This is a genomic window from Sulfurimonas sp. (genome assembly GCF_026988655.1).
GTDB lineage: Bacteria > Campylobacterota > Campylobacteria > Campylobacterales > Sulfurimonadaceae > Sulfurimonas.
In genome coordinates, this window is the sequence record NZ_JALSKT010000014.1 from 33,910 (window position 1) to 59,309 (window position 25,400).

Here is a 25,400-nt window from a genome sequence, read left to right on the forward strand (position 1 = left end):
TTTTCCTAATAATTATGTGCGCCATGCGCACCTGTTGCAATGTTTAAACTCAACATCACTTCATTCATATCTTTTCTCTCACCAGCCATAATTTTTGTCCTATCATACGTGTATGAAAGTCGTAGTCGTGACATAGGAAATGGTTTATACTCAAGCATTGCTGTATATCTATCTAAGTTGTCTGTATCTATACCTGCATAAGCAGTTAAATCCGTATCATTTTGCGTGATGGCATCGTAACGAAATCCAGCCGAGTAGTTATTGTTGTATTGATACACAAGCTCACCGTAAAGTCCTGCTTGTTTATCTTTTCTTGTTCCTAGATCTTTGTTTCTATAAAGATATTCACTTTGCCAAATAAGCGCACTATAACTTCCTAGCTGATCTCGAAGTGTCAAATCTACTCCATAAATATTTGTCGGATTTGAACTCCCATCTAATGCATCCACATTTTTTCCATGTGCTAAACTCACACCAGCCAAGATAGATAAGTCTTCGCCAACATCAACACTTGACTTTACATAGCCAACATAAAGGCTATTTCCATTGTCTGTATCACCAAAACTTCTGTCATTTGAACCTTGCATAGCTTCAACTCCAGCCATAATGTATGTGTCTGTTGGAGCAACCCATTGGAGTTGTACTCCTGCATCGCTTATCGCATCAGGACCAAAAAGAGCTTCATAGATAATAGGCTGTGAGTCAAAATTCCAAGAGTGTTGATGTTTTGAGTTTATGCGTCCAAAATGACTTTTAAATTTTCCTGCACGTATTCTCAGTCCATAAGGTAAGGCTGTCGTTTGCACATATGCTTCGCCTATCTCAAACTCATTTGGCTGCAAATGAAAAATTGTAAACGCTTCAAAATAAGGATCTACTACAGAGTGCATCGCAACTTCTGCATAATTAAAATTAAATCCTTTGTCTTTGTTAAATGGTAAAGGAGCAGTACTAGCAGGTATAAACCCGGGTAGAGCAAAGTTAGCATAGTCATTGTTACTCACATCACGACTCACTGCTGACATATTTAAAATAAGTGCAATCTCTGGTAAATAAGCATTTTGGGAAAAAGAAGCAGAAGTATTTACCGCTTGTGCGCTTTTTGTGTTGAGTGTTTCCACCTGCATTTGTAGTTGTTGTACCTGTTCATTTAAACGCTCTAAATCTGCATCAGCAAATAAAGATGTAAAAGCAAACAGAGATAAACATAAAGTTTTTTTCATTGTAGTATCTCCAATTTTTATAATAATATTTGTTTCGTTTTTAAAATTAGGAGATAAAAGGAGGAGCTCTTACTTGAATATTACGCTGCGTTTGAGAACTGCATAAATGCGTAAGTGTGGTGATAATAGATTCAGAAGCAAGATGTACACTTGAGACATAAAGAGTTTCTACAGGAGTATCTGCATTGGCAATACTTGACTGCACCGTACATATCTGACAATCATTATGCTGTTTTAAATCATCATGATGATGAAAAACACCCATAAAAGTTGCGAGTATAAAAACAATGCTAAGATATTTTTTGAAAAATCTATTTATCATGAGGGAATTTTATCATAATATCTATGAAAAGAGGGCAAATCGCCCCCTCTAGTATATAAGTTTCAGCACTATTTAATGGAGATGGTTTTTGGTTTCGCACTTTTTGTTTTTTCTAATTCTATATTTAAGCGACCATCCTCAAATTTTGCACTTATCTTATCACTATCTACCGTATCTGGAAGTATAAACCTTCTTTCAAACTTACCAAATGAGCTCTCACAAACATAATAATCATCACGACTCAGCTCATTTTTGTAATGTCTCACAGCACTGACAACAAGAACACCATCTTCCACTCTTATGTCAATATCCTCTTTCTTAACGCCAGGGAGATCTACTTCCACATGAAAGCTACTGTCATCTTTTTTTGCAAGATTTGACAAAGGTAGATGTGACGCTACATTTTCTAGTGTTTCTTCAAGTTTTTCTACTACAGTGCTCGCACCTTTTTCGATTTCAGAACCAATATTTTTTACACTTTTAACAATATCCATCATAGCCTCCTTATTTAATCTCTACTTTTTTAACTTTATCTATTTTCGCACTCTCAAGTTTTGGTACAACGACCTCGAGTACACCATCTGCTGATTCAGCATGAATATTTTCAATATCTGCCTCTTCAGGTAAGCTAAATGAGCGAGAAAATTTCCCAAAACTACTCTCAGTTTTATAATAATTATCTTTTTTTATCTCTTTTTTCTCTTTACGCTCTCCAGAGATGACAAGTGTTCCATCGACAACCTCAATGGAAATATCCTCTTTTTTAACCCCTGGCAAATCCACTTCAATATGGTATGCATATTCACCTTCCCTTGTATTTACTGTAGGTATAAAATCATATTGTGCAGTAGTTGTTTGCACTCCCCCCATATTGTCCAGCATTGAGTTTAAGAGATCAAAACCTCTTCTAAAATCTTTCATTTGATTATTTGGATTGTATCTTGTTACTAACATCATAAACTCCTTTTTTTTATTTACGCTGTAATTATAAAAAAAAATTTGAACGAGAAATGTTACTTAGGTAGCAAAAGAAGAATATTTAGGGGATAAGTTATAAAAAATGGTGGTTTCGGAGAGATTCGAACTCTCGGTGGATTGCTCCACACATCCTTTCCAAGGATGCACCATCGGCCACTCGGACACGAAACCAAATTAAAAACAAAATTATACACCATAATCCTTATATGGGACTTCTATAAGCAAAAACTCAATCAAAGGTTACGTGTGGCACAAATCATTGGCGAGCTTGCAAGCTTCAGCATAAAGTCAAAACTGATACGCATAGATAAAACCTCCAAAGATGTCCCCACGCTTTTGTTGTGTGGCATAGGGAGAGTGTGACTGATAAAAAAATGTAAATTTACTGCGCAGATAATAAAGATCAACTCCTGCATAAAAAGCTGCGTTTAGAACTCTTTTACCTGTTTGATAGCCTTGCTTTTTCGCTTCATCTAAAATATAAGAATATGCCAACAGCTCTGTGCTTAGGCCTAAACTTAGCGAATAGCCTAAATTATGATGCTCATGATTGAGTTTTAAAAGAGAAGCTTCTTCTTTTAAATATGGATAATGAACATTAAAATTATGTATATAATTCTTTCCAACCCGAATAATAGTGCTTCCAAAAAGATCTGTTACAAAATTTCCAGCTTGAAACCCGAGATGATTAAACCAGTCCAAATCAAAACCATTTATATTTTTCTTTTGCCAACTAATTTCACCATACCTAAAAAGTAAATTCATTGTATAGTGTGTTGTGAGTTGCGTATCCCAGCCTTTTGATTTATGGTTGCCAATCATTTCATGAAAGTTGTTTTGCATGAATTTGGCGCCAGACTCTTCTCCCACTACACCACCCTCAACTCTAAACTCTGTAAAACTCTTCTTGTCCCATTCAAAAAGATATATATTCAATGCTAAATACCCGGCATATGGAACATCATCATACTGAGGAGTTTTTATGCTCGTATCTGATGGGGTAATGATAATCTGGCTCAAACTGATACCGGCACTATGTAGTTTAGCACTATTTAATGGTATAAAAGGGATTTTAGCAACACTGCTATATACAGCACGGCTAAATTTATTTGAGTCCTTGTTCTCTTTGTTTTCTACCGCATCATCTATCCAACTTGCACTAACTCCATTTGTAAAATGTTTATCTGTTCCGGCAAAAAAGTCATTATAAAACAAAAAGGAAAATTGATCTGCTTGGAGTGTAATGCTGAGAAAAAAGAGTAAAAATTTGTATTTCATACTTAAATTCTACTCTTTTTGTATATTTTGTGCAAGTAAGAATATTTGTTATATATATCTAATTGTATTATGTTACAATCCATATGACAGCGAAGAAAAGTAAGCTGATTGTTGAAGAAGCTTGAAGTTTATCTTAGTCAATTAATCATAGGTGAGATGAAAATGCAATATTATCCACACATATTAGCAGTATTGTTTTTTATATTTTTTGTGCTCTTGGGTATAAATCCTGTTGATAGAAGTGTCTGGATTATCGAAGTCATTCCAGTTGTGGCTGTCTATCTCTTTCTTCTTGCTACATACAAGAGATTTAGATTTAGTAATCTTTCCTATACTCTGATGGCTGTCTGGCTATTTTGGCATACCGTTGGCGGTCATTATACATTTGCAAATGTTCCTTTTGATTTTATAACAAACTTATTTGATTTTCAACGCAATAACTTCGATAGAGTTGGTCACCTTTCAGTTGGATTTTATGCTTATCCTATGGCCGAATTTCTAACAAGAAAAAAGTATGCAAATGCCATTCTAGCATCACTCTTTGGTCTCTTTTTTATCATGAGTATCGCTGCTGGATATGAGATAGTAGAGTGGGCATATGCTGTCATAGATGGTGGAAATACCGGCATAGAGTTTTTAGGTTCGCAGGGTGATATATGGGATGCTCAAAAAGATATGCTAGGGGATACGATAGGTGCTATAATGGCGTTAGTACTCTTTTGGTTTATTCGACCTGATACAAAAATTTTTCAATAAAATAGGAATTTAATAATGAAAAACAACATAGTTGCAATACTTGCCTTTATTGTTATTATCATAGCTGGGCTCAAGCTTGCTAGTGGTGTTGTTGTTCCATTGTTAATGGCAGTTTTTTTGTTTATTATCTTTAATCCACTCCTGATAAAATTACATAAATTTGGAGTGCCAAATGTCATTGCATCTCTCATTGTTTTTTTACTAATAGCCCTGCTCTTTCTTCTGCTCGGTACATTTTTAAATAACTTTAGTAATGAAATGATGCAAAATATCAGTACATATCAAGAAAAGTTTCGTCAAATCTCCCCACAAATCGCCCTTTATTTTCAAGAGCGTGGTGTTGACCTGCAGTGGGACAGCATCATGAGTTTCATAGAACCAGTGAAGGTCATAGGCTATATAAGTGTAATTTTTAAAAGTATGGGAAATATTCTTGTGAGTGTTCTTTTAACATTACTTTTAGTGATGTTTTTGCTACTAGAGAGAGCTTCCATCACTGAAAAAGCACTCTATTTTGCACAGACGCAGCAAAGAAAAGAGAAACTCACTCTTTTTATCAAAAATATCAATAGATATTTTGTAATCAAAACCTTTACATCATTACTAACAGGTTTATCGATATGGATAGTCTTAGAGTACTTCCATCTTCAATACGCACTCTTTTTTGGCGTTCTTGCATTTTTACTCAACTTCATCCCTAGTATAGGTTCTATACTTGCTGCGTTTCCTGCTCTTTTTGTTGCAATATTACAATTAGATATCATAGATGCAAGCATCATTGCACTTTTTTATCTCCTCATCAATAATCTCATTAGTAATTTTCTTGAACCAAGGATTATGGGAGAAGATTTGGGACTCTCAACTTTTATTGTTTTTTTATCTATGGTTGTATGGGGCTGGATTTTTGGTCCTATTGGTATGTTTCTAGCAGTTCCATTGACTATCACTATAAAAATAATCACACAAGACTCCAAAGAGTATAGTTGGATTTCCCTTATCTTGCAAAATAAGTAAGAGACCATAAATAGTTTCCAAGTCAATTATTTATGGTCTCTTACTTAAGATACGAACTTAAAAGTCTGTAACTCTGTGTCATAAACTACATATGAAGCGTAGGGAACGTCCAAACTAAAGGCATCTACAAGCGATAACTCTTGGACTATACCCATCAAAACCCGAATAACACCCGCATGTGTCACAACTAAAACATTCACTGCGTTTAGCCTTGGCAAATACTCTAAAAAGAACGTTCTCACTCTTTGGATGTACTCTGCATAAGGCTCTCCATCAAGAGCATCTATCCACTGTTCAAACTCTTGGTACTCTATCTCTCCCTCGGCGATGATCTCATCAAAACTCATCCCTTCATGTTTTCCCCATGATTTTTCTCTAAGTTTTTGTGTATAGATTGCTTGTGAGACTTGAGCAAAAGGTTGTAGTGTCTCTTTTGCACGCAGTAAATCTGAACAAAACACAGCATCAAAGAGCTGCGTTTGAAAATGCTTTGCAAGTGTTTTTGCCTGCTCTTGCCCTTTTTTTGAAAGCCCAATATCTATGTGCCCGTTGTATCTTTTGTGATACGCTTCTTCAACTTCCGTATGACGAACAAGTGTTATCTTCACACCAAACCTACAATGACACAGTTAAGCAAGATAAGCTCTATAAGCTCGATAGAAAATCCATAAATATCTCCAGTAAAACCACCATATCTTTTTATAAAAAACTGTTTGATAACAAACATACAGACAAAGGCAATAAGGAGTAAAAACCATGATTGGAACAGCATAACAAACACTAACGAATAAGCAAACGCAGTAAAAAGTTGTGTTTTTGTAAACTCCTCTTTTGCTAGCGTACTCATCCCATTTGGTGAGACATAAGGATAAAGATAGATATCAAACACAACAACCAAACGTGATAAGAGTAAAATAATAGGCAAAAGATAAAAAGCGTCAAACGCAGCTAAAGAAGAGGCTTTAAGGAGTAAAAAAACACCGCCAAAAGTCATGCCCATGCCACCATTATGAGGATCTTTCATCACTTCTAAAGCACGTGATTTGTCTACAAAAAGACCATCAACCGTATCACTTAAACCATCTAAATGTAATGCACCTGTAAGTAAAACCCACAAAGCAAAGATAATAACACCAAGATGAAATGCAGGGAAATATAGCAGGCTTAAAAGGTAAACGCAGTAAAGTACGCCACCTAAGAAAAAACCAACAAGCGGATAAAACATCACGGCATAACCATTGATACCCTTATAAAAATCATGGACTTTAAAAAAAGGTAAGATACTCAGCATCGAAACAGCTAGTGCGAAACCTTTAAATATTTTACTCATTTGATTTTTGTACTCATACCAGCTATAACATGATAAACCTCATCACATTGACTTGCTACAAATTGTGACAATCTTCCGCTAATATCTACAAACTCTCTTGCTAGTTTATTTTCAGGAATGATGCCACAACCTACATCATTAAGGACAAAAACGATGTCTTGTTCAAGCTGCAAAACAGAAGCAAGTTCAGCTTCCATTTCATCAAAACTCTTTTCATAGTAGAGCATATTGTTTATCCACATACTCAAACACTCCACAAGAACAGCACCTTTTTGTAAGGCTATTTTTTCTTTGAGATACAGCGCTTCTTCTACTGTTATAAAGTTTTCTTCCCGCATCTTTTTATGTGCATCGATCTTCTGGGCCATCTCTTCATCTATAAACTCTGTTGTTGCAAGATAGACTGGTTTTGTTTGTGAGATACTGCGTATATATGCTTCGGCCAAGCGAGACTTTCCACTCTTTATGCCACCTATAAATAATGTTTTCATTTTTTGATTATATCCATTTTAATATTATTTCGATATTATAATAAAAAACAATAAGGATGTGTGTGATGTTAAGTATTTCTACCTTTTTACAACTGCTAAAAGAGTCTTTTCGTGACCTTTTACCAATCGTTCTTGTCATTATGTTCTTCCAGCTTGCTATCATACAAACCGTTCCACCAAATTGGCTTAGTACTGCCATCGGTTTAGCCATCGTTGGTGTCGGATTAGCTGTGTTTTTACTTGGTCTTGAGGTTGGGATTTTCCCTGTTGGAGAGGGATTGGCAAGTGAGTTTGCTCACAAAGGCTCGACCTTTTGGATTCTTATATTTGGCTTTATGATAGGCTTTGGTACCACCATCGCTGAGCCTGCGCTTATCGTCATTGCCGATAAAGCAGCTGCTATTAGTGCGGGTCGCATTGATGCCACAATCCTGAGAAGTGTTGTTGCATTTAGTGTTGGCTTTGCCATTGTTTTGGGTGTTTGGCGTATCATCAAAGGGCATCCCATCCACTACTACATCATCACAGGATATGTACTAGTTGTCTCAGCTACTGCGTTTGCACCGCGTGAAATTGTAGGACTGGCTTATGATCTTGGTGGTGTGACAACCTCTACCGTCACCGTTCCTCTTGTAGCGGCTTTAGGCATTGGGCTTGCATCCACCATCAAAGGAAGAAACCCTGTCCTCGATGGTTTTGGGCTGATTGCTTTTGCTTCACTGACCCCTATGATATTTGTTCAGTTTTACGGGATTGCTGTGTATCAACTTTTTGATGCTAGTAGCGCTACTGTACTTCCTCCTATTGTAGAGAAGATAGAAACTGTACACCTAGATTTTAGTTTTGTTGCTATCTTAGAAGGTTTAGCTGGCGTTGTCACAGATGTACTTCCTATCCTTGGCGTTATCTTCTTTTTTCAGTATGCAATTCTAAAAAAACCTATCGAGAATCTTAAAAATGTTCTTATTGGGTTTGGTCTTGTCATCTTAGGTCTTGATGCTTTTATCGTTGGTCTTGAGATGGGACTTTTCTCCGTTGGTGAGACAATGGCGTTTGAGCTCACACGCTATGACAACAACCTTATCATCTACTCATTTGGCTTTTTTATTGGTTTTTCTACAACTATGGCTGAACCAGCACTCACGGCTATCGCCAGAAAAGCAAAAGAGATAAGTGATGGCAAGATAAATGACTTTGTTTTACGTCTGTTTGTTGCTTTGGGCGTTGCTATTGGGATTGCCCTTGGTTCTTACAGAATTGTCTCAGGTGGTGAGATAGTGTACTACATCATTGCTGGGTATCTTTTTGTTATTGTATTGACATTTTTAGCACCAAAGTACATTATTCCCATCGCTTATGACAGTGGTGGGGTTACTACTTCAACCGTTACAGTCCCTCTCGTAGCGGCACTTGGGCTTGGTCTTGCGACAAATATTGAGGGGCGTGACCCACTTATAGATGGTTTTGGTCTTATCGCTTTTGCTTCTTTATTTCCTATGCTGACCGTTATGCTTTATGGCGTCATCACAGAAAAAATAGGAGTAAAAGGAGAGAAGGAAAAAGAAGAAATCCATCTTGATGAACTCCGTCATGCACTTGAAGATGCAAACAACATGGAACTCTCAACCGTAAATGTAGAGGGCACAAACTCACGTCACTCTTACCTTATGAGCTTTTCTGCTGTGCATGTCATAGTCCCAAAAGACAAACAAGAAGAGGCATTTAAAGCTGCGCGTGAAGCAGGAGTAAGAGGGGTAACTATCATGAGTGCTCACGGAATGGGATTAGAGCATATGGAGAACTTTTACAACCGTCTCAATGCAGAGGATACGGACGCAAATTTAATGTTTATCACACAAACAAAAAATGTGGACAAAATTATCAGAACAATTATCGACAAACTCGATATCACTGGAGAGGGTCGCGGGCTTACTTTTGCCTATCCAGTTTCGCACATAAAAGGATTACGATTAAAACTCGATGATTTATAAAAGGGGAATTACTATTTTTTCTTCTTTCTAAATCTCTTTTTAAACTTATCAATTTTATTCATTTCATACTCTTCAAGAGAAATATCTATATTTTCAATCTCTTCTCCTATCTTAACACTTAACATCTCAGACTTTCGCATCGCTAAAATTTGAGATGAGAAGATGCTTCTATGCCCTGAAATCAAAAAACTAATAACTGCTGCTAAAGCTGCATAATGTGCGATGTCTATTCCAAAAAGCTCAACTGCCATAATCGTAGACGCTATAGGCGTGTTTGTAGTAGCTGAGACGACACTCACAAAGCCAAGAGCGGCAAAAAGTGTTATATGTTCTGGAGAGACAATAGAGCCAAAAAAATGCCCACTTGTTGCACCAATGTAAAAAATAGGAGTAATAATGCCTCCACTTCCACCTGAAGCCAAAGAGAGTGATGTAAATACAGTTTTAAGTATAAAAGTATACCAATGAATATCTTCTCCCATTAATGGATTTGGGTTAAGTGCATTTGCAATGGTATCTAAGCCAAGACCAATGTATTGTTCACCAAAAACAAGCGTTAAAACAACAATAATACTTCCACCCACAAAAGCTTTAAGGTAAATATTAAATTTAAGTTTTTTCACATAACTATGAGAGTGAGATACAGAAGTAATGACAAAATCAGATATAAAACCAAAAAATAATCCAGCGAGAACCACCTTCATAATAAGCTCTAAATCAAGTGAAACATCTTGAAAAAAATGAAGATCATAGTAGGTGTATTCTATTCCTAAAAATTGTGCAGTAGTAAACGCAGCAAAACCAGCGATAAAAGAAGGCAGTAAAACATCATACATTATTACACCAACGATAAGCACTTCAACACCAAAAATTGCACCCGCGATTGGTGTTCCAAAAACAGTTGCAAAACCTGCACTAATTCCACAGATGACAAGCTTTTTTCTGTCTTGTTTACGAAATTTTAATAGTGTTGAAACAAAAGATGCCATCCCAGCACCTATCTGTGCTCCTGGACCTTCTTTCCCCACTGAAGCACCAGCAAAAATACTTAAAACCGTTGTTACTAATTTAACAGGAATAACAGAAATATCTATTTTCCCATCTGATTTATGTATAGCTGAAATAACTTTCTCTGTTCCGTGTCCTTCAGCTGTAGGTGCAAATATTTTCACCAGCCACACAGTTAATACAAGAGCAAAAGGAAGGAGATAATAATAATTAAAAGGTAATAAAGCGCGTGAATTTTCACTATATGCAAGAATATTTAAAAAACCTGTTACAGTAGCACCAACAAGTATCCCCACCATCGAAGATAAAAATACCCATTTTGCAACACTAAAGAAAATAGCTGTTTGCTCAGTAAAATGCTTTTGTATCATAGTGCTTCTTTTAAAAGTAGTTTACCTAATTATATCACTGTAATCATATTTTGCGGTATCAATATAAAGCTTTGAACCAACCATAACCACTCTGTCATCTTCTTTTGCGATTTTTTTAAAACGGGCTTTTATTTTTTTTATTTTTTTTTCTGAAAAATCTTGTTTTTTAAGATATTTATTTAATGATATAGACTCACTTACTGCCTCTTCTTCAACAGCTAAAGGTGCTAGCTCTATCTCAGCTTCAAGCATCTCTTCTTCAGCTTGCACAGGAGCGTCAAGCATAAATTTTGAAGCAATACTACTCAAAATATTTTTCAGCTGTTCATCTTTTTCTTTGTAAATTCGCTCGATCTTTTCACGTTCTTCAATGAGCATCAGCTCCTTTTGATCTCGCAGACTACGCGTTTCATCCTCTAATACATCAACTCGAGATTGCAGTTTTGCATTTTGTTCTTCAAGGAGCTTATAATATCTATCATTATTTACAGTAGTACGTCTGGCTTGTACCGTTTTTTTTACTGCAGGTTTTACTCGTGCATCATCAAGAATAACCATTTTTATTCCATTCTCAACAACACTTTGCAATGAACCACGTCTGACACGGTTGTGTATTGCTTCTTTGGAAACTCCAAAATATTCTGCTGCATCAGCTATGTTTAGCTTTTTCATCTACTATCCCTTATCTCATATTTTCAAATACTAAAGGAGCTTCCCATTCACCCTCACGAACCATCTTCATAACTTTTTGTAAGTCATCAAGCTTTGTGCCCTTAACACGGATAGAGTCCCCCTCTATCTGCGCATTTACTTTGAGCTTCATTTTTTTAATATCAGCTGTAATTTTCTTAGCCTCTTTTGATTCAATATAATCCACTATCTTAAAAGTCGCTTTTCTAGTTCCCCCACTTGCATCCTCAACACGCAACTCATCAAGAACTTTTGAAGATAAGTTTTGTTTTAAAAGTTTTGCAACCACAATATCTTTGAGTGCGTCAAGCTTGTTATCTGATGAAGCGACAAGCACTAAAACTTTATCTTTTTCTTTTAGATTTACTTCATACGTTGTTCCCTTAAAGTCATAACGATTTGCCACTTCTCTATCTACAAGATTTATAGCATTTTTCAAGTTTTGCATATCTATTTTTGCTGTAATATCAAATGAGTGTTCTTTTGCCATTGCACTAACCTTTTTTTTATTTTATAAGCTAAATTATAACATAGTTTGTTAGTTAGTTCTCAATTTTCCTTCTTAATACACGGTAAATCAAAACTCGAGTCATTCTCAGCTTGACTGGGAATCTAGCTTATAACTTCATACAAACTAGACCCTGAATCAAGTTCAGGGTGACTTTAGCTTTGAAGTTATCTTAGTTTTGATTTACCGTATTCTTAATACAAGTCATTAAATATTAAAGGAAAAGATGTTAGTATCCAAAAAAAAATATAAGAAGGTAACTTTTGTTAGTAATAGATGAAACAGACACCCGTCTCAACAAACGTGAGCGCTATAAAGCAAGGCTCAAGCCCTATGATTATTTTATCAAAGAGTTTGAGACCATAGATTTTGAGAGTCTTGGCGAGGGTGATAGATATTATCTACAAGATTTTGGAATTTTTAATACTGATTTTTTAGAAGATGAATTTACTATTCGTGTACGTCTAGCGGGGGGGAGGATAAGTACAAAACAGTTTGAGTTTTTAGCTGATATAGTAAATAAATATGACTTAAGCCTTGTGATAACTGCACGTGCAGGCTTTCAGCTCCATGATGTAGAGGCTGAAGATGTCCATGAGATATTTAAACAACTCAATGACAATCAACTACTAACGTGGCAGAGTTTTGGGGACAATATACGCAACATAGTAACAGATGTCTATGATGGAGCAAACAAATATGCACAGATGGAAGTCTACCCTCTAATAAAGCAAATGCAAGATTACATCATCAAAAATCCAAAATATGTCGGTATGTTACCTCGTCGTGTTAGTATCGGCATCTCAGCAAACGCAGCAAATGTGAGTTCTTTTTTTGCTAACGATCTCTACTTTGCTCTTGCCCAAAAAAATGACAATTATGGCTTCAATGTCTATATGGGAGGAAAGAACACCGAAGTTGCTAAAAGTGCAAACATCTTTTTACGATACGAAGATGTTTTTGACTTCTTTAAAGCCTTTGTAGAAACATTTTACACCCATGGTTCAAGATTTTCCCGTTCAAAAACACGTCTTTTTTATATGATAGAAGCAATGGGACTTGAAAAACTCAAAGAGCTTATAGAAGCTACATATAACAGAAAATTTGAGAGCGAAGGTGTTTTAAAACTAGAGCATACTGCGTTTGAGGAGTTTGAAGAACTCCGTGATGGGAAGTTTGCATTTTGTTATCAAACAGACTTTGCACGTTTAAGTCCAAAAGAGATGCAAGAGATAAGTAACTACGCAAACGAGCATCAAGCAGAGATTCGCTTAGGGATTGATCAAAACATCTACATACTCGGACTGAGCGAAAAAGTCGCACCACTGCAATCTCCTGCTCTGAGTGCAACTATTGTCGCTTGTGCTGGTAATCTCTGTCCTTATGCTGTTTGGAGTATAAAAGATGAAGCAGCCCAGTATCTTCCTCTTGAAATGATTTACAGACATAAAATCAAAGTTGGGTTTTCAGGCTGTGCAAAAGGCTGTGGTCGCCATAGACATACAGATATAGGGCTCATTGGACTCAAAACAAATAACTTTGGTGATACAGATGGAGGGGCAAGAATTTTCATCGGAGCAGAGCATAACACTGGACAAAATACAGCGCGTCAACTCTTTTCTATGGTTCCTTTTGTACATTTAAAAGAGGTTATAACACTTGTTGTTATACTTTTTGAAAAAAGTAACTACCAAAATTTTCAACTCTATGCACATCATATTCTTAACAATTACTCAGAAGACTTTCTCTCACTCTGGCATCTTCTCAATCTAAAAACAAAACAAAGCTTGAGCTTACCAAAACAGATGCAGACTTTAGAGCATGAAGCAGAACAAATACTACTATCACAACATTTTGCTAACTTTGAATTAGTAGAAGATGACTCTAAAAAGACCATCAGTGCTTTGGCAAAAGAGTTATGGACAGTAGCAGGAAAAGATCCACATTATAAACCACCTATTAAGAGGACAAATATAAGATAAACTTACTTTGAGGAACGATGAAAACATCAGGTGCTTTCATCGGTTTGATATTTAAAATGTCGGACTTCCATCAAAGCCAAAGCCACCACCGAAACTTTGTGCAAAACTTGGGTCACTATAACCTGCCATCGTTGAGCGCATTCGAAGTTTTTCTATGTCAGCTTTTGAAGAAATATCTTGCGGACAAACGACTGTACACTCGTTACACAAAGTACAATCCCACACGCCGTTTGTTTGAATGGTATCAATCTTTGTTTTCTGGTCTAATTCTCGTTTATCACTCACGTATTTCCACACACGAGTAAGAGCAAATGGCCCTAAAAATTCACCATTGACAGCATACACTGGACAAGCAGAATAACATGACCCACACAAGATACAATCGCTCTGCAGTTCATTGATTTTTTCATCTTCATGACTAAGAGCTGCTTCTTTGTTGTACTCTTGTAGCCATGCTTTTGCTCTTGCATTTGTTTCTAAAGCCTTGTCCATATTTACAACTAAATCTCTTATGACTTCTACATTTTTAAGTGGCTCTACAACATCACCATCTTGAACTTTATATGAACACGCCAGTACCTCTTTTTCATTCACTCGAACAGAACAACTTCCACAAACACTACTACGACAACTGCTACTATAAGTCAGTGAGTTATCCTGTGTTTGTTTTATCTCGTTGAGCACTTCAAGTAAAGTATTCTCTTGCATATCTACATCATACTCTATAAAGTCATACTCTCTTTTTATCTTAATTTTCATCTTTTACTCCGCTTGTACATAGTGAGCGCCACAGCTCTCTTTTCGCTCTAGTGCCGAATCCACAACTACTTCACAAATATCAAGCATATTTCTAAACTCTAAAAACTCTACAAGATTAGTATTGTAAACTTTAGAAGTGTCACGCACGCCCATCAGTGGCAGCTCTTCTTTGAGCTTAGATATGACATCTTTTGCTTCTTTCATTTGTGAGGGCGTTCTTATAATCCCAACATTTTTGTAAAAAAGCTCTCCCACCTCACTGCGTTTAGAATAAAAATCTATCTCATTTTTACACTCTTTGAGCATATCTAAAAAGTTATCTTCTTTTCTACAATCAAATTCACTTTTGCTTTTATCATCACAAAAAGTAAAGTTTGCCGCAGCCTTTCCAGCTTCTCGACCAAAAACAATAATCTCTAAAAGTGAGTTACCACCCAAACGATTTGCACCATGCACTTTATGGTTAGCACATTCTCCACAAGCAAACAAACCACTGACACTTGTTTGTGATTTGTTATCAACTTCAATGCCACCCATCGTGTAGTGTGCCACGGCTTTAATAGGTATCAAATCAAAAGCAGGATCAACATTCTCGTAGAGTTTTGCTAGCTTACGCTCTTGTGGAAGATTTTCATCTATAAAGGTTTCGCCAAGATGCCTTATATCTAAAAATATCTCTTCACCTTTGAGCATTTGCTCGTTGATGGCTCGACTAACTTCATCACGAGGAGCAAGTTCATTTGTAAAGCGTTCGCCCTTAGAATTTACCAGATAACCACCCTCACCCCTTGCACTCTCACTCACAAGAATAGAAGAATTTTTCAAACCCGTTGGATGAAACTGTACAAACTCCATACCTAAAAGCTTAGCACCAGCTCTTAGGGCCACCGCAATTCCATCCCCAGTAGATGCTGTTGAGTTTGTAGATTGTTTGTCATAAATACGTGAATATCCACCACTTGCTAAGATAACACTTTTTGCGAAATGATGCTCAAGCTCGCCCGTACGTATGTTTAAAATCAAAGCCCCACAAATACTACCATCTTCTTTTTTCAATAAATCTACAAGATATCTATCACTTAAAATTTCCACTTCTTTACTTAAACATTTATCATATAAAGTATGTAAGATTTTGAGTCCTGTATAATCCTGTGCATAACAAGCACGTGGCGCAGATGCCCCACCCAAAGTTCTTTGTGCTATTTTCCCATCTTGTGTTCTAGAAAAACAAACACCTATGCTATCAAGCCACTTTACTGCGTTTGGAGCTTCAGAACACATATAACGTACAGCTTCTTCATTTGCTTCGCCATGTGCAGATTTGAGTGTGTTTTGTATATGGGCTTCAATGCTATCATCACTTACATTACCCAATGCTGCATTCATACCACCCTGCGCCATACAGGTTTGAGAACGTGTCGGATACTCTTTTGTGAGGACACGAACATTGACACCAGCCTCTTTGGCTGCAAGTGCTGCGGTGAGACCTGCACCACCTGCCCCGATTATCAATACATCTGTTTTCATATAATTTCAACCCCTTGTTCTTAAAATAAAGCAATGACGTAATACCGTAAAATTCGTAAACTTCCTGCTATTATAACAAACCAAACAAATTTTAGTCTAAGAAGTCCTGCCACAATTGTTAAAGGATCTCCTATCACGGGCAACCAAGAAAGTAAAAGTGCAAAATATCCATATTTGTGTCCAAATAAAAATATCTTTCTGCCTGTACGCGATTGAAAAAGTTTTCTTTTTGTTGCTTCGTACAAAAAATAACCCAGATAATAGTTAAAAATAATAGCAAGAATATTACCAAATGAAGCACAAACAATTGCATTGAATGGGGACATGCCATTTTTTAGCGCTGCGATAAATGCAAGCTCTGAAGAGAAAGGAAGAATTGTTGCGGCTAAAAAAGCCCAAACAAAAAGGAGTAGTTCAGCCACAACGGCTAAAAGCTACTCTTGATATTTTCACAGACACTCTGTATAAGCTTTTGTCTCGCCTCTAGTGAAGTCCATGCTATGTGGGGTGTGAGATAGAGTCTCTCTTTATTTTTCACCGTCAACAAAGGGCTGTTTTGGCTCAGTGGTTCTTTACTAAAAACATCCAATCCAAAACTGATATCTTTTTCATCAACGAGTTTAGACACAGCATCTTCATTAATAATGCCACCACGTCCAAGATTTAAAACAACAGCGCCATCTTTACACATTGCTAGTGCTTCATAATCTAGAAGATTTGTTGTTTTATCATTTAAAGGCGCATGAATTGTGATGATATCGCACTCTTGTAACATCGCAGGCAGCGCTGTTCTTTGAAAATATTCATTACGGTTGACACCACTCGTTGAATAATAACAAACATCTGCGCCAAAAGCTTTAGCAACATTTGCGACACCACGACCTATCTCACCCAAGCCAATGATACCCCATTTTTTACCTTTAATCTCAAAAAATGGATGGCTTACATCTGTAAAAACACCACTTTTTGAATAAGAACCACTCTGTGTTACTTCATCATAATAACGTGAGTGCCCGATAAGATAAAAAAGCATAGAAAAAGTGTGTTGTACAACAGAATCAGTTGAATATCCAGCGACATTTTTTACTTCTATACCTAACTCTTTAGCTGCGTTTAGATCAACATTATTTGTCCCCGTTGCAGCTACACAGATCAGCTTTAAATCTTTTGCATTTTGCATATGCTCTTTTGTGATAACAACCTTGTTTGTCACAATAACTACTGCGTTTAGAATACGTTCTTGCGTCTCTTTCACTGTTGTAGTTTGGTAGACACTCACATCTCCAAAATCTTTAAAGCAATCTAGCTTCGTTTCACCAAAAGTGATGGCATCTAATAAAACGATGTTCATAACTTAGGCATCTTTTATTTTTGTGATTAAAGTACGCGCTCTCTCAAGTGCCTTTTGTGCTGTATCAAAAACAAGAGCAACTGCTAAACGACGACCTTTATGTGCTTCTGGTTTTGAAAATACTCTTACAAAAGAGTTTTCACTAAAAAGACTCTCATCCACATCTACAACTGGAGCATAGTTATGCACTTCAGATTTAAACGCAGCAGATGCCCCATCACCATAAAATGTAAAACCTAAAGGAAGACCAAGAACCGCGCGTAAATGAAGTGCAAATTCACTTTGTGATTGTGTGATAAGCGTCACCATACCAGTATCATGTGGACGAGGAGAGACTTCTGAAAAGTACACTTCATCGCCTTTAACAAAAAGCTCAACACCAAAAAGCCCTTGACCACCAAGACCATCTGTAATGATTTTCGCTATCTCTTGTGCCTTTTTCTTTGCGATTTCACTCATTTGCATTGGTTGCCATGAAAATACATAATCCCCATCACGTTGCTCATGCCCGATAGGTTCACAAAATACTGTTTCTTTACCATTACGTGCAGTAAGCATAGTAATCTCATAATCAAAATCAACAAAAGCCTCAACAATTAACTCACTCGCATCACCACGTGCTTCTTTTGCCATCTCCCAAGAATTTGGAATATCACTCTCTTGTTTTGCTACAGATTGACCATGCCCAGATGAAGACATCACAGGTTTTATAACACAAGGAAAGCCTAACTCTTTTGCAGCGCTTAGCATTCCTTCCTCTGTAGTTACAAACTTATAAGGTCCAGTTTTAAGTCCTAACTCTTCTGCTGCAAAAGTACGAATGTTTTTTCTGTTCATTGTTTTAGAAACAGCCTCTGCATTTGGGATAACGTTATATCCCTCTTTTTCTGCTTCAAAAAGAGCATCTATAGAGATAGCTTCAATCTCAGGTAAAATATAATCAGGTTTTTCACGACGAATAATCTCTAAAATCGCATCTTTATCTTGCATATTTACAACATATGCACGATGGGCTACATGATGCGCTGGAGCATTTTCATATCTGTCAACTGCGATAGTTTCAAGTCCTAAACGTTGCGCTTCGATGATGACTTCTTTTCCTAGTTCGCCAGAACCAAGTAACATGATTTTTTTTGAGTTTGATTTAAGAGGTGCAGAGAATTGCATAAGAATAATTCCTTCAATTTATATTGAAGAAATTATAGCAAAATAGAGTTAAATTACTGTTTTAACCCTATAAGCGTTTGAAGAAGCTGATCTGAAGTGGTAATAGTTTTACCATTTGCTTGATAACCCCTTTGGATGATGATGAGTTGTGTCAAGGCACGAGAGAGGTCAACATTTGAAGCTTCTAGTGCAGATGACTGGATAAATCCACGTCCTGAAGTAGCCGCAGTTCCAATGATAGGATCCCCTGAGTTGGCAGTTTGTACATAAACATTTCCACCTTCAGTAGAGAGTCCTTCGTTGTTTGTAAATTTTGCCATTGCAATTTGAGCCAAACCAAACGAGCGACCATTAGAGAATGAACCAACTAAAGTACCTGATTGATCAATCCTAATACCAACCAAATCTCCACCCGTAAAACCATCCTGAGAGATTCCAGAAGTTGATGATTTAGCATCAAAACTTGTCATACCATCAAAAGCGTTGGCCGTACCAAAACTAAGATTTACTTGTTGATCGGGTGCAGAACCATTGTTCGCAGAAAATGAAACATTTGGTGGATTATAAGTCGCTAAAGAACCATCGTTGTTAAATCGGATAGAACCAAGTTTCTCATTTTCAGGTGCGATTGTATCAATGGTTGCTGGAGAAGGTACAGATACCTTCATATCCCAAGTACTTCCTGTTGTAACATCAAGTGCAGTTTTTCTAAACTCCATTCTCAAAGTATGTTTTGAGCCTAAAGAGTCAAATATATCAATTGAACTTGAGTGCGTAGCCGCATTAAAACTTTGAGAATATGCTTTGCCTGTACTTCCTGCAGGAAGTACAGAGTTCAGTGCTTCTAAGCCTCTTGTAAAACGTGTATTTTCTTGTATTGGGGCACCACCACTGTCAGTAGTTAAAGCTGTAATTTTGAGATTCACAGTATATTCATCATTTGTTGCCAACGCTGCGTTTGGATTTTGAATTAAGAATTTTCCTTGCTCATCCACTTCAACTGAAATACTGTTATCGAATTGTCCATCATTATTTGCATTATAGTTACGTGCTTCGGTCTCAAGTGCATATCGCAAGTCTGCCATTGTTTTAAAAGTTTTATCTTCTCCTGCTATTGTATCACCTGTAGCAGCACTGTCGTATTGGTATCTGTATGCTGTTTTATCACTACCTGTTGTTAGTCCACTTCCTGTATCACCTGCATTTACAGTTAGATTAATATTATGCGAAGCAGCTGCATTTCCATTATCATTTGTCAAACTTATAGAAGCATTATTGTTAGCATCCACATTTACTGTCGCTTTTACACCTGTTACAGCACTTTGTTGATTAATCTTGGTTGCAAATGTTTGTGCATTTTGAATACTAGTTTGTGCAGGTGTTGTTGTTGGTGATGTTGCTGTGATATTAAGAGGAGAACCATCATCTAAAGTAAATGTTATATCCATAGATACCCCATTACCTGCACCCACAGTACCACCATCAAGCGTAGACTCTCTAAAAGAAGCCCAAACACCCTGCCCATTTTGCATTGCAAGAGCTTCTCCTGTTTCACCAAACATTACTCCAATATCCCCAGAAGCAACAGTACGGTCATTCTCATCTGTTGCATCAGTTTTTGAAGATAAGTTTACATTTGTTGCAGGGTTTGTCGGGATAGATGAAGCTACTTTGTAAGCAGGAGAAAAACTATCAACTAAAGGTCCTGAGTTAAGATTTGCTTTAAGGACAACCTCTTTTGTTGCTTGTGCTGGTGTTGTAAGACCCGGTGCAATGTTGATGTTTGTGATAGGAGCAGTTGAATCAACTTTTCCAGTAGTAGTATCTCGTAACCAGCCTTGTGCAATAAAGCCGTTATTATCCACAAAATTTCCACCTGCATCAAATTTAAAATCTCCTGCACGTGTGTACTTATAAGTATTTCCACCATCTGGAGAGATGATAAAAAACCCATCACCTTGAATAGCAACATCCGTATTTTTATCAGAATTTTGTACAGAACCCTGAGAAAAAATTCTTGTCATTGAACTAACGGTTGAGCCAAGACCAACTTGTACAGGATTTTTTCCACCTAATGCACCTTGTGGGGCTGTCGCTATAGATTTTGTCTGCGCTAAAAGGTCTGAAAAGTTTGCACGAGAGTATTTAAAACCTACCGTATTTACGTTGGCAATATTGTTTGATTCTACATCCATCGCTACTTGATGAGACTGCAGTCCAGAAACTCCAGAATAAAGTGATTTTAACATCGTATTGTCCTTTTCTATATATATGTTTATATAAAAAGCATTTAATGTTCCAAGTTTAAAAACTTAAAAATTTAGGCACCCATTTGTAATGCTTTTTGCATCATTTGATCAGCTGTTGTGATTGACTTAGAGTTTGCATCATAGGCACGTTGCAAAATGATAAGCTCTGTGAGACCATATTCCATCGATACATTTGAGCCTTCAAGTTTGAAGTTTGTAATATCAGAACCTATGACATTTTCGCCCGTAGCATTTGTCGAAAAATAGGCAAACCCACTGTTAGAACTCTCTTGAAACCTACTTCCATTAAGTCTTTCCAGCCCTTGATCATTGATGAAATGAAAAACTGCGACTTTTCCTACACTGCTTTGCTTTCCATTTGTGAAAGTTGCTATCACTTCACCGTTTTTATTGATATCATAGCCACGTAAATCACCACCAATTGTCCCATCAGCTACACTTGAGCCAGAAATAGGAAGATTTGATATAGAGACAACACCACTAAATGCTGTTCCTAAGTCAATACTGACTTGAGCTCCATTATTGTTAATCGTTGTCAGGGTTGATGAAGTAAGAGCACCAGATGAATCAAATGATACCGTGCCTGTTTGTGTGTCATATATAGTTTCACCATCAAGCGTTTGTGTTGTCGCTACAACATCCCACTGCGTTCCAGGAGGTGTTTGCACTGCTTTTTTTGTAAACTCAAGTCTTAACTCATTTTTATTACTTTGCGGATCAACTAAACCAGCGCTCATCGTACTCACAACATCTTCTACACCAAGATTACCACTAAAAGTTGCTGTAGATGAAGGTTCAGGTGGATAGGTAAGTGTTTTAGGAAAACGCAGTTTTTCTTGTGATCCAACACCGCCCAAAGGAACCTCAGCTAGCTGTGCAGTTAAAGTTGTACCTTGAATATTGTTTCCCATAGTTCCAAGTACATGAAAGCCATCTTGAGTCACTAAATCATCATTGGCATCAAAAGTAAAGTTCCCATCACGCGTATACATAGGTCTATCTTGCCCTTGGATACCAAACCAACCATCACCAAGAATTGCTAAGTCTGTACTTCTATCTGAGAGTATTGGTGCTCCATAGTCTTGCATCATCGGTGTGGCTTTGAGTGTTGTACCTACACCAACGCTACTATTAACACTACTAGCACTTATTCCTGCACTATTTGTATTTATCATATTTTCAAACATGGAGGAGAACTCATACCCTACGCCTCTATAGCCTATAGTATTAATATTTGCAAGATTGTCAGAGACAATGTCAATACCCGCAGAGTGTGTTTTAATACCTGAGATACCTGTATAAAATGCTTGTATCATTGTAAAACCTTTTAGTAAACTTCTTTAACATTCTCTAATGGAACATAATTTGAACCTAACTTCACAAGTGTACTTCCATTGTCAAATCTTACAGATTCTATAGGATACGCACCCATTCGCGTCGTTTTTGCTTCGCCTGTAGAATTGGTGTAACTTGCCGTTACATAATACAAACCACTCTCAGCAGATGTTCCATCACTTAGTGTTCCATCCCAGTCAAACTGATAAACTCCTGCACTATTTTCTTCAACAGGCATTGTGCTTACAACGTTGCCATCCCCATCTAAAATTTCTACCGTTCCTTCTGCAATAGCATCTGGGAAATAGACTTCAAAACTTGTAGTGCTCCCCTTATCATGCCCTATTGCATTACTTCCTAGGTCAGCTGTTTTTCCTATTGCTGCTATTGTTGAAAAATCATTAGATGCCGACAATGAAGCTGCTAGATCTGCTAAAGCTTTGTTTGTATTATCTGTTGCCTCTAAAGTTGCAAGCTGTGAAGTTTGTGTTAAAATCTGTTCAGTATCTGTTGGTTCTGTCGGATCTTGATATTGCAACTCTGTCAATAAAAGTTTCATAAAATCATCATTACTTAAACTTGTTTTATCTTTAACATCTTCTGTTGGCGTTGTATAATCACCATAAACTGAACTATCAAGTCCTACTGAATTTATTGCCATAATTTATCCTTTATGCATAATTGGGAACTATAATCTCTAAAGAGCTTATGATCTCTTCACTGTTTTCTTCATTCTCAAAATAGTTATAATTTTCTTGTGCTTCTTGTCTATGTTGCTGATTTTGCTGTTGTGAAGCTGAACCATCTTGACTTTGCGCGTTGTTACTAAAGTTCAAGGTAGCATTATTTATTCCATTGTTATTGAGCTGTACTTTCAAATCATTCGCATTTAAAGCTAAGGTGTTAATAGCTGCATTATTTGAACTAAGATTGACATGGAGATTTTTTCCACGCTGCACTATTGTCACATCAACCTCTCCGAGTTTTTGTGGATTGAGCTGAACTTTAATGCGTGTAAAAGGTGACTTATAATCTTCTATAGCATTTTTCACATCTGTAGAGAGATACTTCACCATCTGTTTTGCTTCATTAAGCTTGACTTCAAAACTATCTGCCTTTACTACATTAAGTCCATCTGTCTTTGACTGCGTTTGATTTTCTTGTGTTTCACTGTTTTGTAAAAGTGATTCTAAGTTCTTAGTTACTTCAGTTTTTGCCGATGGTGCTATAACCCGCGAGGTAGCAACGGAGAAATCCGCTGTTAGATTTGTATCTTGTTTTGCGACTTTATCTCCCCGAAGTAAAAGTTCTAAGGTATTTTTTGAATTTTGTTTAAGAACTTGAGGTTCAATATGCATTGCTTTAACGTTTACAATTTCTTGTGTTGTTATCTCTGTTTTGCTTTGCGCTTTAAAGAGTGGGGTAGTGATTTTTTGTTCTGTTTGTGATTTTTGTTCAGGCTTTACATCTGTTTTTACTTCTGTCTTGGACACAGTTTTTACTTCCGTTTTCACATCTTTTTCTACATCTTTAGCATTAGATTCGACTCTACTGCGTTTAGACATCTCTACTTTTGGTTCTACTTTTACAGATTTTTTTACATCAACTTTTACGTCAACTTCTTCATTGAGCTGTGTAAGCGTTTCTTTTTTTGCTTCTAGTTTCGATGGAGATTTATCTTGTACTTTATTTTCTGATATAGAAGGAATTTGGATTTGTTTTTTTACCTTTAAGGCTGGTATTTGTGATGTTTTAGATTGATTTTGCACCTCTTCGAGCGTAATTTTAGAGATATCAAGTCCAATTTTTTGAGCAACTTGGATAAGACCCTTCAATGTCTTTGGTAAAGATTGTATCTCTTGTTTATTTAAAGCTTCACTGTTAATGATTTTTGATTTTATATACTGTTTAGCTTCTTGTACAACTACTTTAAGCTCACTGGGTGTGATGTTTTGCGTTATTTTAGGATTTAACTCAAGTGCTAGTTCATCTTTTACATCAATAGACTCATTTTTCACAGGAGAAGCAAGAGAAGATGGTACCTCTTTTTTTGTACTTATTGTATCATCATTTAAAGAGAGTACAAGTGAACCATTTTGAATGACTTTTTCATCTTCTTGTTTTGTATTTATACCCTTAAGAAGCGCCGAAAAAGAGAGTGTAGTTTCTTTCTCTTCTTGTGGCGCAATACTTAAAGGAGATGAAACACTCGAAGATTCTTGTTTTGTATTGACTAAAACCATCGCTTTCTCCCTGCTCTTTCCCCACTAAAAGGGATTTTGAAAGAATATAGCACTTATTGTTCCAGAGTATTAAATGATTTTGCAATTATGACGATGTAGGAGTATGAAAAAAATATTATTTTTATTATTACCTCTAGCTCTTTTTGGTGAGCATATTTATGATACAAAAACGAGTGAAGCAAATAAAAAAGCGATGCAGAATCCTAAGATAAAATGTAGGTGGGTCTGCGATAAAAAAGTCTATACAGAGCAGAAGATTGCCGAGGCAATCTCCTTTTACAAAAACTCAAAATATTATACATTTACAAAACAGAAGTTTTAGGTGCTTAATTATACTGTTTAGCGAAGCGGTCAAGGCAGTGTAGGTCATTTTTGAAAAAAGTACTCACACTATCTTGCATAGTTGAAAAAAGTTCTTCAGCTGACTCACCGTCTGCTGGATAGGAGAGTAAAAAAGCATCTAAATATTTCTCAAAAAATTCATCAAACATTTTTTTCACTATCTCAGCGCCGTACTTATCCGTATATGGCAGCACAAAAAAGTAGTCAGATTCATGATTTACAATAGAGTCTGATGTACGTAAAATATCTAGCAAAGACGTATCAACAAGTTCTTGGTCAATCCCTGAAAAATCACAATATAAAAGAGTGAAACTCTCCGCACGGTTTTCATCTAAACGATCTGAAATCCCAATATTAAGCGCCATCAACTCCTTAAAGTTGTCAAAAGAAAAATGTATGCCTGCCATAAAAAACCTTTTTAAATATAATCTTTGATTAGTATAACAGAATATATATAATTGTAA

26 protein-coding genes and 1 tRNA gene are annotated in these 25,400 nt (G+C 36.6%); 5 read left to right on the forward strand and 22 right to left on the reverse strand.

All coding sequences use genetic code 11. The features are described 5' to 3' along the window. Positions 1–5: 5 nt before the first annotated feature. The 6 genes from MV052_RS01480 to MV052_RS01505 all read right to left on the reverse strand — a co-directional run bounded on the left by MV052_RS01480 (position 6) and on the right by MV052_RS01505 (position 3,801). Positions 6–1,223 (reverse strand): hypothetical protein, encoded by a 1,218-nt coding sequence (locus tag MV052_RS01480; RefSeq protein ID WP_297440280.1) that lies wholly within the window; start codon positions 1,221–1,223, stop codon positions 6–8. 46 nt (positions 1,224–1,269) lie between these two features. Continuing rightward, complete coding sequence (locus MV052_RS01485; protein ID WP_297440282.1) at positions 1,270–1,545, reverse strand: hypothetical protein; 276 nt, start codon at positions 1,543–1,545, stop codon at positions 1,270–1,272. Between the two features lie 68 nt (positions 1,546–1,613). After that, positions 1,614–2,039 (reverse strand): Hsp20/alpha crystallin family protein, encoded by a 426-nt coding sequence (locus MV052_RS01490; protein WP_297440283.1) that lies wholly within the window; start codon positions 2,037–2,039, stop codon positions 1,614–1,616. Between the two features lie 10 nt (positions 2,040–2,049). Next, a complete protein-coding gene (locus MV052_RS01495; protein ID WP_297440285.1) occupies positions 2,050–2,499 on the reverse strand; it encodes an Hsp20/alpha crystallin family protein in 450 nt (149 codons plus the stop codon). Between the two features lie 107 nt (positions 2,500–2,606). Then, positions 2,607–2,694, reverse strand: a tRNA-Ser gene (locus tag MV052_RS01500). 117 nt (positions 2,695–2,811) lie between these two features. Continuing rightward, entirely contained in the window at positions 2,812–3,801 is a 990-nt protein-coding gene (locus MV052_RS01505) for a lipid A deacylase LpxR family protein (protein ID WP_297440287.1), read from the reverse strand. A gap of 111 nt (positions 3,802–3,912) precedes the next feature. Here MV052_RS01505 and MV052_RS01510 point away from each other — a divergent pair, with 111 nt between their 5' ends. Together MV052_RS01510 and MV052_RS01515 are read left to right on the forward strand one after the other, a co-directional pair. Further along, positions 3,913–4,557, forward strand: coding sequence for a DUF2238 domain-containing protein (locus tag MV052_RS01510; protein ID WP_297440289.1), 645 nt, complete (start codon positions 3,913–3,915; stop codon positions 4,555–4,557). Between the two features lie 15 nt (positions 4,558–4,572). Then, positions 4,573–5,571: an AI-2E family transporter gene (locus MV052_RS01515; protein WP_297440291.1), complete on the forward strand. Its 999-nt coding sequence runs from the start codon at positions 4,573–4,575 to the stop codon at positions 5,569–5,571. Between the two features lie 44 nt (positions 5,572–5,615). Here the strand turns inward: MV052_RS01515 and MV052_RS01520 are convergent, their stop codons facing one another. Genes MV052_RS01520 through MV052_RS01530 form a run of 3 tightly spaced genes read right to left on the reverse strand, consistent with a single transcriptional unit; the run spans position 5,616 to position 7,392 of the window. Next, a complete protein-coding gene (locus MV052_RS01520) occupies positions 5,616–6,179 on the reverse strand; it encodes a histidine phosphatase family protein (RefSeq protein WP_297440293.1) in 564 nt (187 codons plus the stop codon). Beyond that, positions 6,176–6,901, reverse strand: a complete 726-nt coding sequence (locus tag MV052_RS01525) for an adenosylcobinamide-GDP ribazoletransferase (protein WP_297440295.1) — start codon at positions 6,899–6,901, stop codon at positions 6,176–6,178. The genes MV052_RS01520 and MV052_RS01525 overlap by 4 nt, the downstream gene beginning before the upstream one ends. Beyond that, positions 6,898–7,392 (reverse strand): bifunctional adenosylcobinamide kinase/adenosylcobinamide-phosphate guanylyltransferase, encoded by a 495-nt coding sequence (locus MV052_RS01530; protein ID WP_297440297.1) that lies wholly within the window; start codon positions 7,390–7,392, stop codon positions 6,898–6,900. The genes MV052_RS01525 and MV052_RS01530 overlap by 4 nt, the downstream gene beginning before the upstream one ends. A gap of 65 nt (positions 7,393–7,457) precedes the next feature. Here MV052_RS01530 and MV052_RS01535 point away from each other — a divergent pair, with 65 nt between their 5' ends. Further along, positions 7,458–9,383 carry a DUF1538 family protein gene (locus MV052_RS01535; RefSeq protein WP_297440299.1) on the forward strand — a complete coding sequence of 642 codons (1,926 nt, stop codon included), beginning with the start codon at positions 7,458–7,460 and terminating at the stop codon, positions 9,381–9,383. An 11-nt stretch (positions 9,384–9,394) separates the two neighbouring features. Here MV052_RS01535 and MV052_RS01540 read toward each other — a convergent pair whose 3' ends face one another. From MV052_RS01540 to MV052_RS01550, 3 genes are read right to left on the reverse strand one after another with little or no spacing between them, the layout of a single operon-like run. Next, the gene (locus MV052_RS01540) at positions 9,395–10,762 is read right to left on the reverse strand and encodes a chloride channel protein (RefSeq protein WP_297440301.1); all 1,368 of its coding nucleotides are present in this window, start codon (positions 10,760–10,762) and stop codon (positions 9,395–9,397) included. Positions 10,763–10,783: 21 nt separating this feature from the next. Beyond that, positions 10,784–11,434 carry a DNA-binding protein gene (locus tag MV052_RS01545; RefSeq protein ID WP_297440303.1) on the reverse strand — a complete coding sequence of 217 codons (651 nt, stop codon included), beginning with the start codon at positions 11,432–11,434 and terminating at the stop codon, positions 10,784–10,786. 10 nt (positions 11,435–11,444) lie between these two features. Then, on the reverse strand, positions 11,445–11,942 hold the full coding sequence (locus tag MV052_RS01550; RefSeq protein WP_297440304.1) for a YajQ family cyclic di-GMP-binding protein: 498 nt from the start codon (positions 11,940–11,942) through the stop codon (positions 11,445–11,447). 281 nt (positions 11,943–12,223) lie between these two features. On the opposite strand from MV052_RS01550, the gene MV052_RS01555 reads away from it, so the two are divergent. Beyond that, positions 12,224–13,942, forward strand: a complete 1,719-nt coding sequence (locus tag MV052_RS01555) for a nitrite/sulfite reductase (RefSeq protein ID WP_297440306.1) — start codon at positions 12,224–12,226, stop codon at positions 13,940–13,942. Positions 13,943–13,993: 51 nt separating this feature from the next. Here the strand turns inward: MV052_RS01555 and MV052_RS01560 are convergent, their stop codons facing one another. The 9 genes from MV052_RS01560 to MV052_RS01600 all read right to left on the reverse strand — a co-directional run bounded on the left by MV052_RS01560 (position 13,994) and on the right by MV052_RS01600 (position 24,594). Further along, the gene (locus MV052_RS01560) at positions 13,994–14,701 is read right to left on the reverse strand and encodes a 2Fe-2S iron-sulfur cluster-binding protein (protein ID WP_297440309.1); all 708 of its coding nucleotides are present in this window, start codon (positions 14,699–14,701) and stop codon (positions 13,994–13,996) included. Positions 14,702–14,704: 3 nt separating this feature from the next. After that, positions 14,705–16,228, reverse strand: coding sequence for an FAD-dependent oxidoreductase (locus MV052_RS01565; RefSeq protein WP_297440311.1), 1,524 nt, complete (start codon positions 16,226–16,228; stop codon positions 14,705–14,707). Between the two features lie 20 nt (positions 16,229–16,248). Beyond that, complete coding sequence (locus MV052_RS01570) at positions 16,249–16,650, reverse strand: DedA family protein (RefSeq protein WP_297440313.1); 402 nt, start codon at positions 16,648–16,650, stop codon at positions 16,249–16,251. A gap of 5 nt (positions 16,651–16,655) precedes the next feature. Continuing rightward, positions 16,656–17,579 carry a D-2-hydroxyacid dehydrogenase gene (locus tag MV052_RS01575; RefSeq protein WP_297440315.1) on the reverse strand — a complete coding sequence of 308 codons (924 nt, stop codon included), beginning with the start codon at positions 17,577–17,579 and terminating at the stop codon, positions 16,656–16,658. Between the two features lie 3 nt (positions 17,580–17,582). Continuing rightward, entirely contained in the window at positions 17,583–18,746 is a 1,164-nt protein-coding gene (purT, locus tag MV052_RS01580; protein ID WP_297440317.1) for a formate-dependent phosphoribosylglycinamide formyltransferase, read from the reverse strand. 53 nt (positions 18,747–18,799) lie between these two features. Then, on the reverse strand, positions 18,800–20,995 hold the full coding sequence (flgE, locus tag MV052_RS01585) for a flagellar hook protein FlgE (protein ID WP_297440319.1): 2,196 nt from the start codon (positions 20,993–20,995) through the stop codon (positions 18,800–18,802). 71 nt (positions 20,996–21,066) lie between these two features. After that, positions 21,067–22,332, reverse strand: coding sequence for a flagellar hook-basal body complex protein (locus MV052_RS01590; protein ID WP_297440321.1), 1,266 nt, complete (start codon positions 22,330–22,332; stop codon positions 21,067–21,069). A gap of 11 nt (positions 22,333–22,343) precedes the next feature. After that, positions 22,344–23,012, reverse strand: coding sequence for a FlgD immunoglobulin-like domain containing protein (locus MV052_RS01595; protein WP_297440323.1), 669 nt, complete (start codon positions 23,010–23,012; stop codon positions 22,344–22,346). Positions 23,013–23,022: 10 nt separating this feature from the next. Beyond that, a complete protein-coding gene (locus tag MV052_RS01600) occupies positions 23,023–24,594 on the reverse strand; it encodes a flagellar hook-length control protein FliK (protein WP_297440326.1) in 1,572 nt (523 codons plus the stop codon). Positions 24,595–24,697: 103 nt separating this feature from the next. Between MV052_RS01600 and MV052_RS01605 the strand changes: the two genes are divergently transcribed. Further along, positions 24,698–24,916, forward strand: coding sequence for a hypothetical protein (locus MV052_RS01605; RefSeq protein WP_297440328.1), 219 nt, complete (start codon positions 24,698–24,700; stop codon positions 24,914–24,916). Between the two features lie 4 nt (positions 24,917–24,920). On the opposite strand, the gene MV052_RS01610 is transcribed toward MV052_RS01605, so the two are convergent. Continuing rightward, positions 24,921–25,343: a hypothetical protein gene (locus MV052_RS01610; RefSeq protein WP_297440330.1), complete on the reverse strand. Its 423-nt coding sequence runs from the start codon at positions 25,341–25,343 to the stop codon at positions 24,921–24,923. Between the last annotated feature and the right edge of the window lie 57 nt (positions 25,344–25,400).

Bases quoted from the DNA above. Each gene is read 5' to 3' on its own strand.
- MV052_RS01515 (WP_297440291.1), top strand. From the start codon at position 4,573: ATGAAAAACAACATAGTTGCAATACTTGCCTTTATTGTTATTATCATA.
- MV052_RS01485 (WP_297440282.1), bottom strand. From the start codon at position 1,545: ATGATAAATAGATTTTTCAAAAAATATCTTAGCATTGTTTTTATACTC.
- MV052_RS01600 (WP_297440326.1), bottom strand. From the start codon at position 24,594: ATGGTTTTAGTCAATACAAAACAAGAATCTTCGAGTGTTTCATCTCCT.
- MV052_RS01540 (WP_297440301.1), bottom strand. From the start codon at position 10,762: ATGATACAAAAGCATTTTACTGAGCAAACAGCTATTTTCTTTAGTGTT.
- MV052_RS01480 (WP_297440280.1), bottom strand. From the start codon at position 1,223: ATGAAAAAAACTTTATGTTTATCTCTGTTTGCTTTTACATCTTTATTT.
- MV052_RS01490 (WP_297440283.1), bottom strand. From the start codon at position 2,039: ATGGATATTGTTAAAAGTGTAAAAAATATTGGTTCTGAAATCGAAAAA.
- MV052_RS01560 (WP_297440309.1), bottom strand. From the start codon at position 14,701: ATGAAAATTAAGATAAAAAGAGAGTATGACTTTATAGAGTATGATGTA.
- MV052_RS01505 (WP_297440287.1), bottom strand. From the start codon at position 3,801: ATGAAATACAAATTTTTACTCTTTTTTCTCAGCATTACACTCCAAGCA.
- MV052_RS01590 (WP_297440321.1), bottom strand. From the start codon at position 22,332: ATGATACAAGCATTTTATACAGGTATCTCAGGTATTAAAACACACTCT.
- MV052_RS01565 (WP_297440311.1), bottom strand. From the start codon at position 16,228: ATGAAAACAGATGTATTGATAATCGGGGCAGGTGGTGCAGGTCTCACC.
- MV052_RS01605 (WP_297440328.1), top strand. From the start codon at position 24,698: ATGAAAAAAATATTATTTTTATTATTACCTCTAGCTCTTTTTGGTGAG.
- MV052_RS01535 (WP_297440299.1), top strand. From the start codon at position 7,458: ATGTTAAGTATTTCTACCTTTTTACAACTGCTAAAAGAGTCTTTTCGT.
- MV052_RS01495 (WP_297440285.1), bottom strand. From the start codon at position 2,499: ATGTTAGTAACAAGATACAATCCAAATAATCAAATGAAAGATTTTAGA.
- MV052_RS01530 (WP_297440297.1), bottom strand. From the start codon at position 7,392: ATGAAAACATTATTTATAGGTGGCATAAAGAGTGGAAAGTCTCGCTTG.
- MV052_RS01525 (WP_297440295.1), bottom strand. From the start codon at position 6,901: ATGAGTAAAATATTTAAAGGTTTCGCACTAGCTGTTTCGATGCTGAGT.
- MV052_RS01550 (WP_297440304.1), bottom strand. From the start codon at position 11,942: ATGGCAAAAGAACACTCATTTGATATTACAGCAAAAATAGATATGCAA.
- purT (WP_297440317.1), bottom strand. From the start codon at position 18,746: ATGCAATTCTCTGCACCTCTTAAATCAAACTCAAAAAAAATCATGTTA.
- flgE (WP_297440319.1), bottom strand. From the start codon at position 20,995: ATGTTAAAATCACTTTATTCTGGAGTTTCTGGACTGCAGTCTCATCAA.
- MV052_RS01610 (WP_297440330.1), bottom strand. From the start codon at position 25,343: ATGGCAGGCATACATTTTTCTTTTGACAACTTTAAGGAGTTGATGGCG.
- MV052_RS01575 (WP_297440315.1), bottom strand. From the start codon at position 17,579: ATGAACATCGTTTTATTAGATGCCATCACTTTTGGTGAAACGAAGCTA.
- MV052_RS01545 (WP_297440303.1), bottom strand. From the start codon at position 11,434: ATGAAAAAGCTAAACATAGCTGATGCAGCAGAATATTTTGGAGTTTCC.
- MV052_RS01595 (WP_297440323.1), bottom strand. From the start codon at position 23,012: ATGGCAATAAATTCAGTAGGACTTGATAGTTCAGTTTATGGTGATTAT.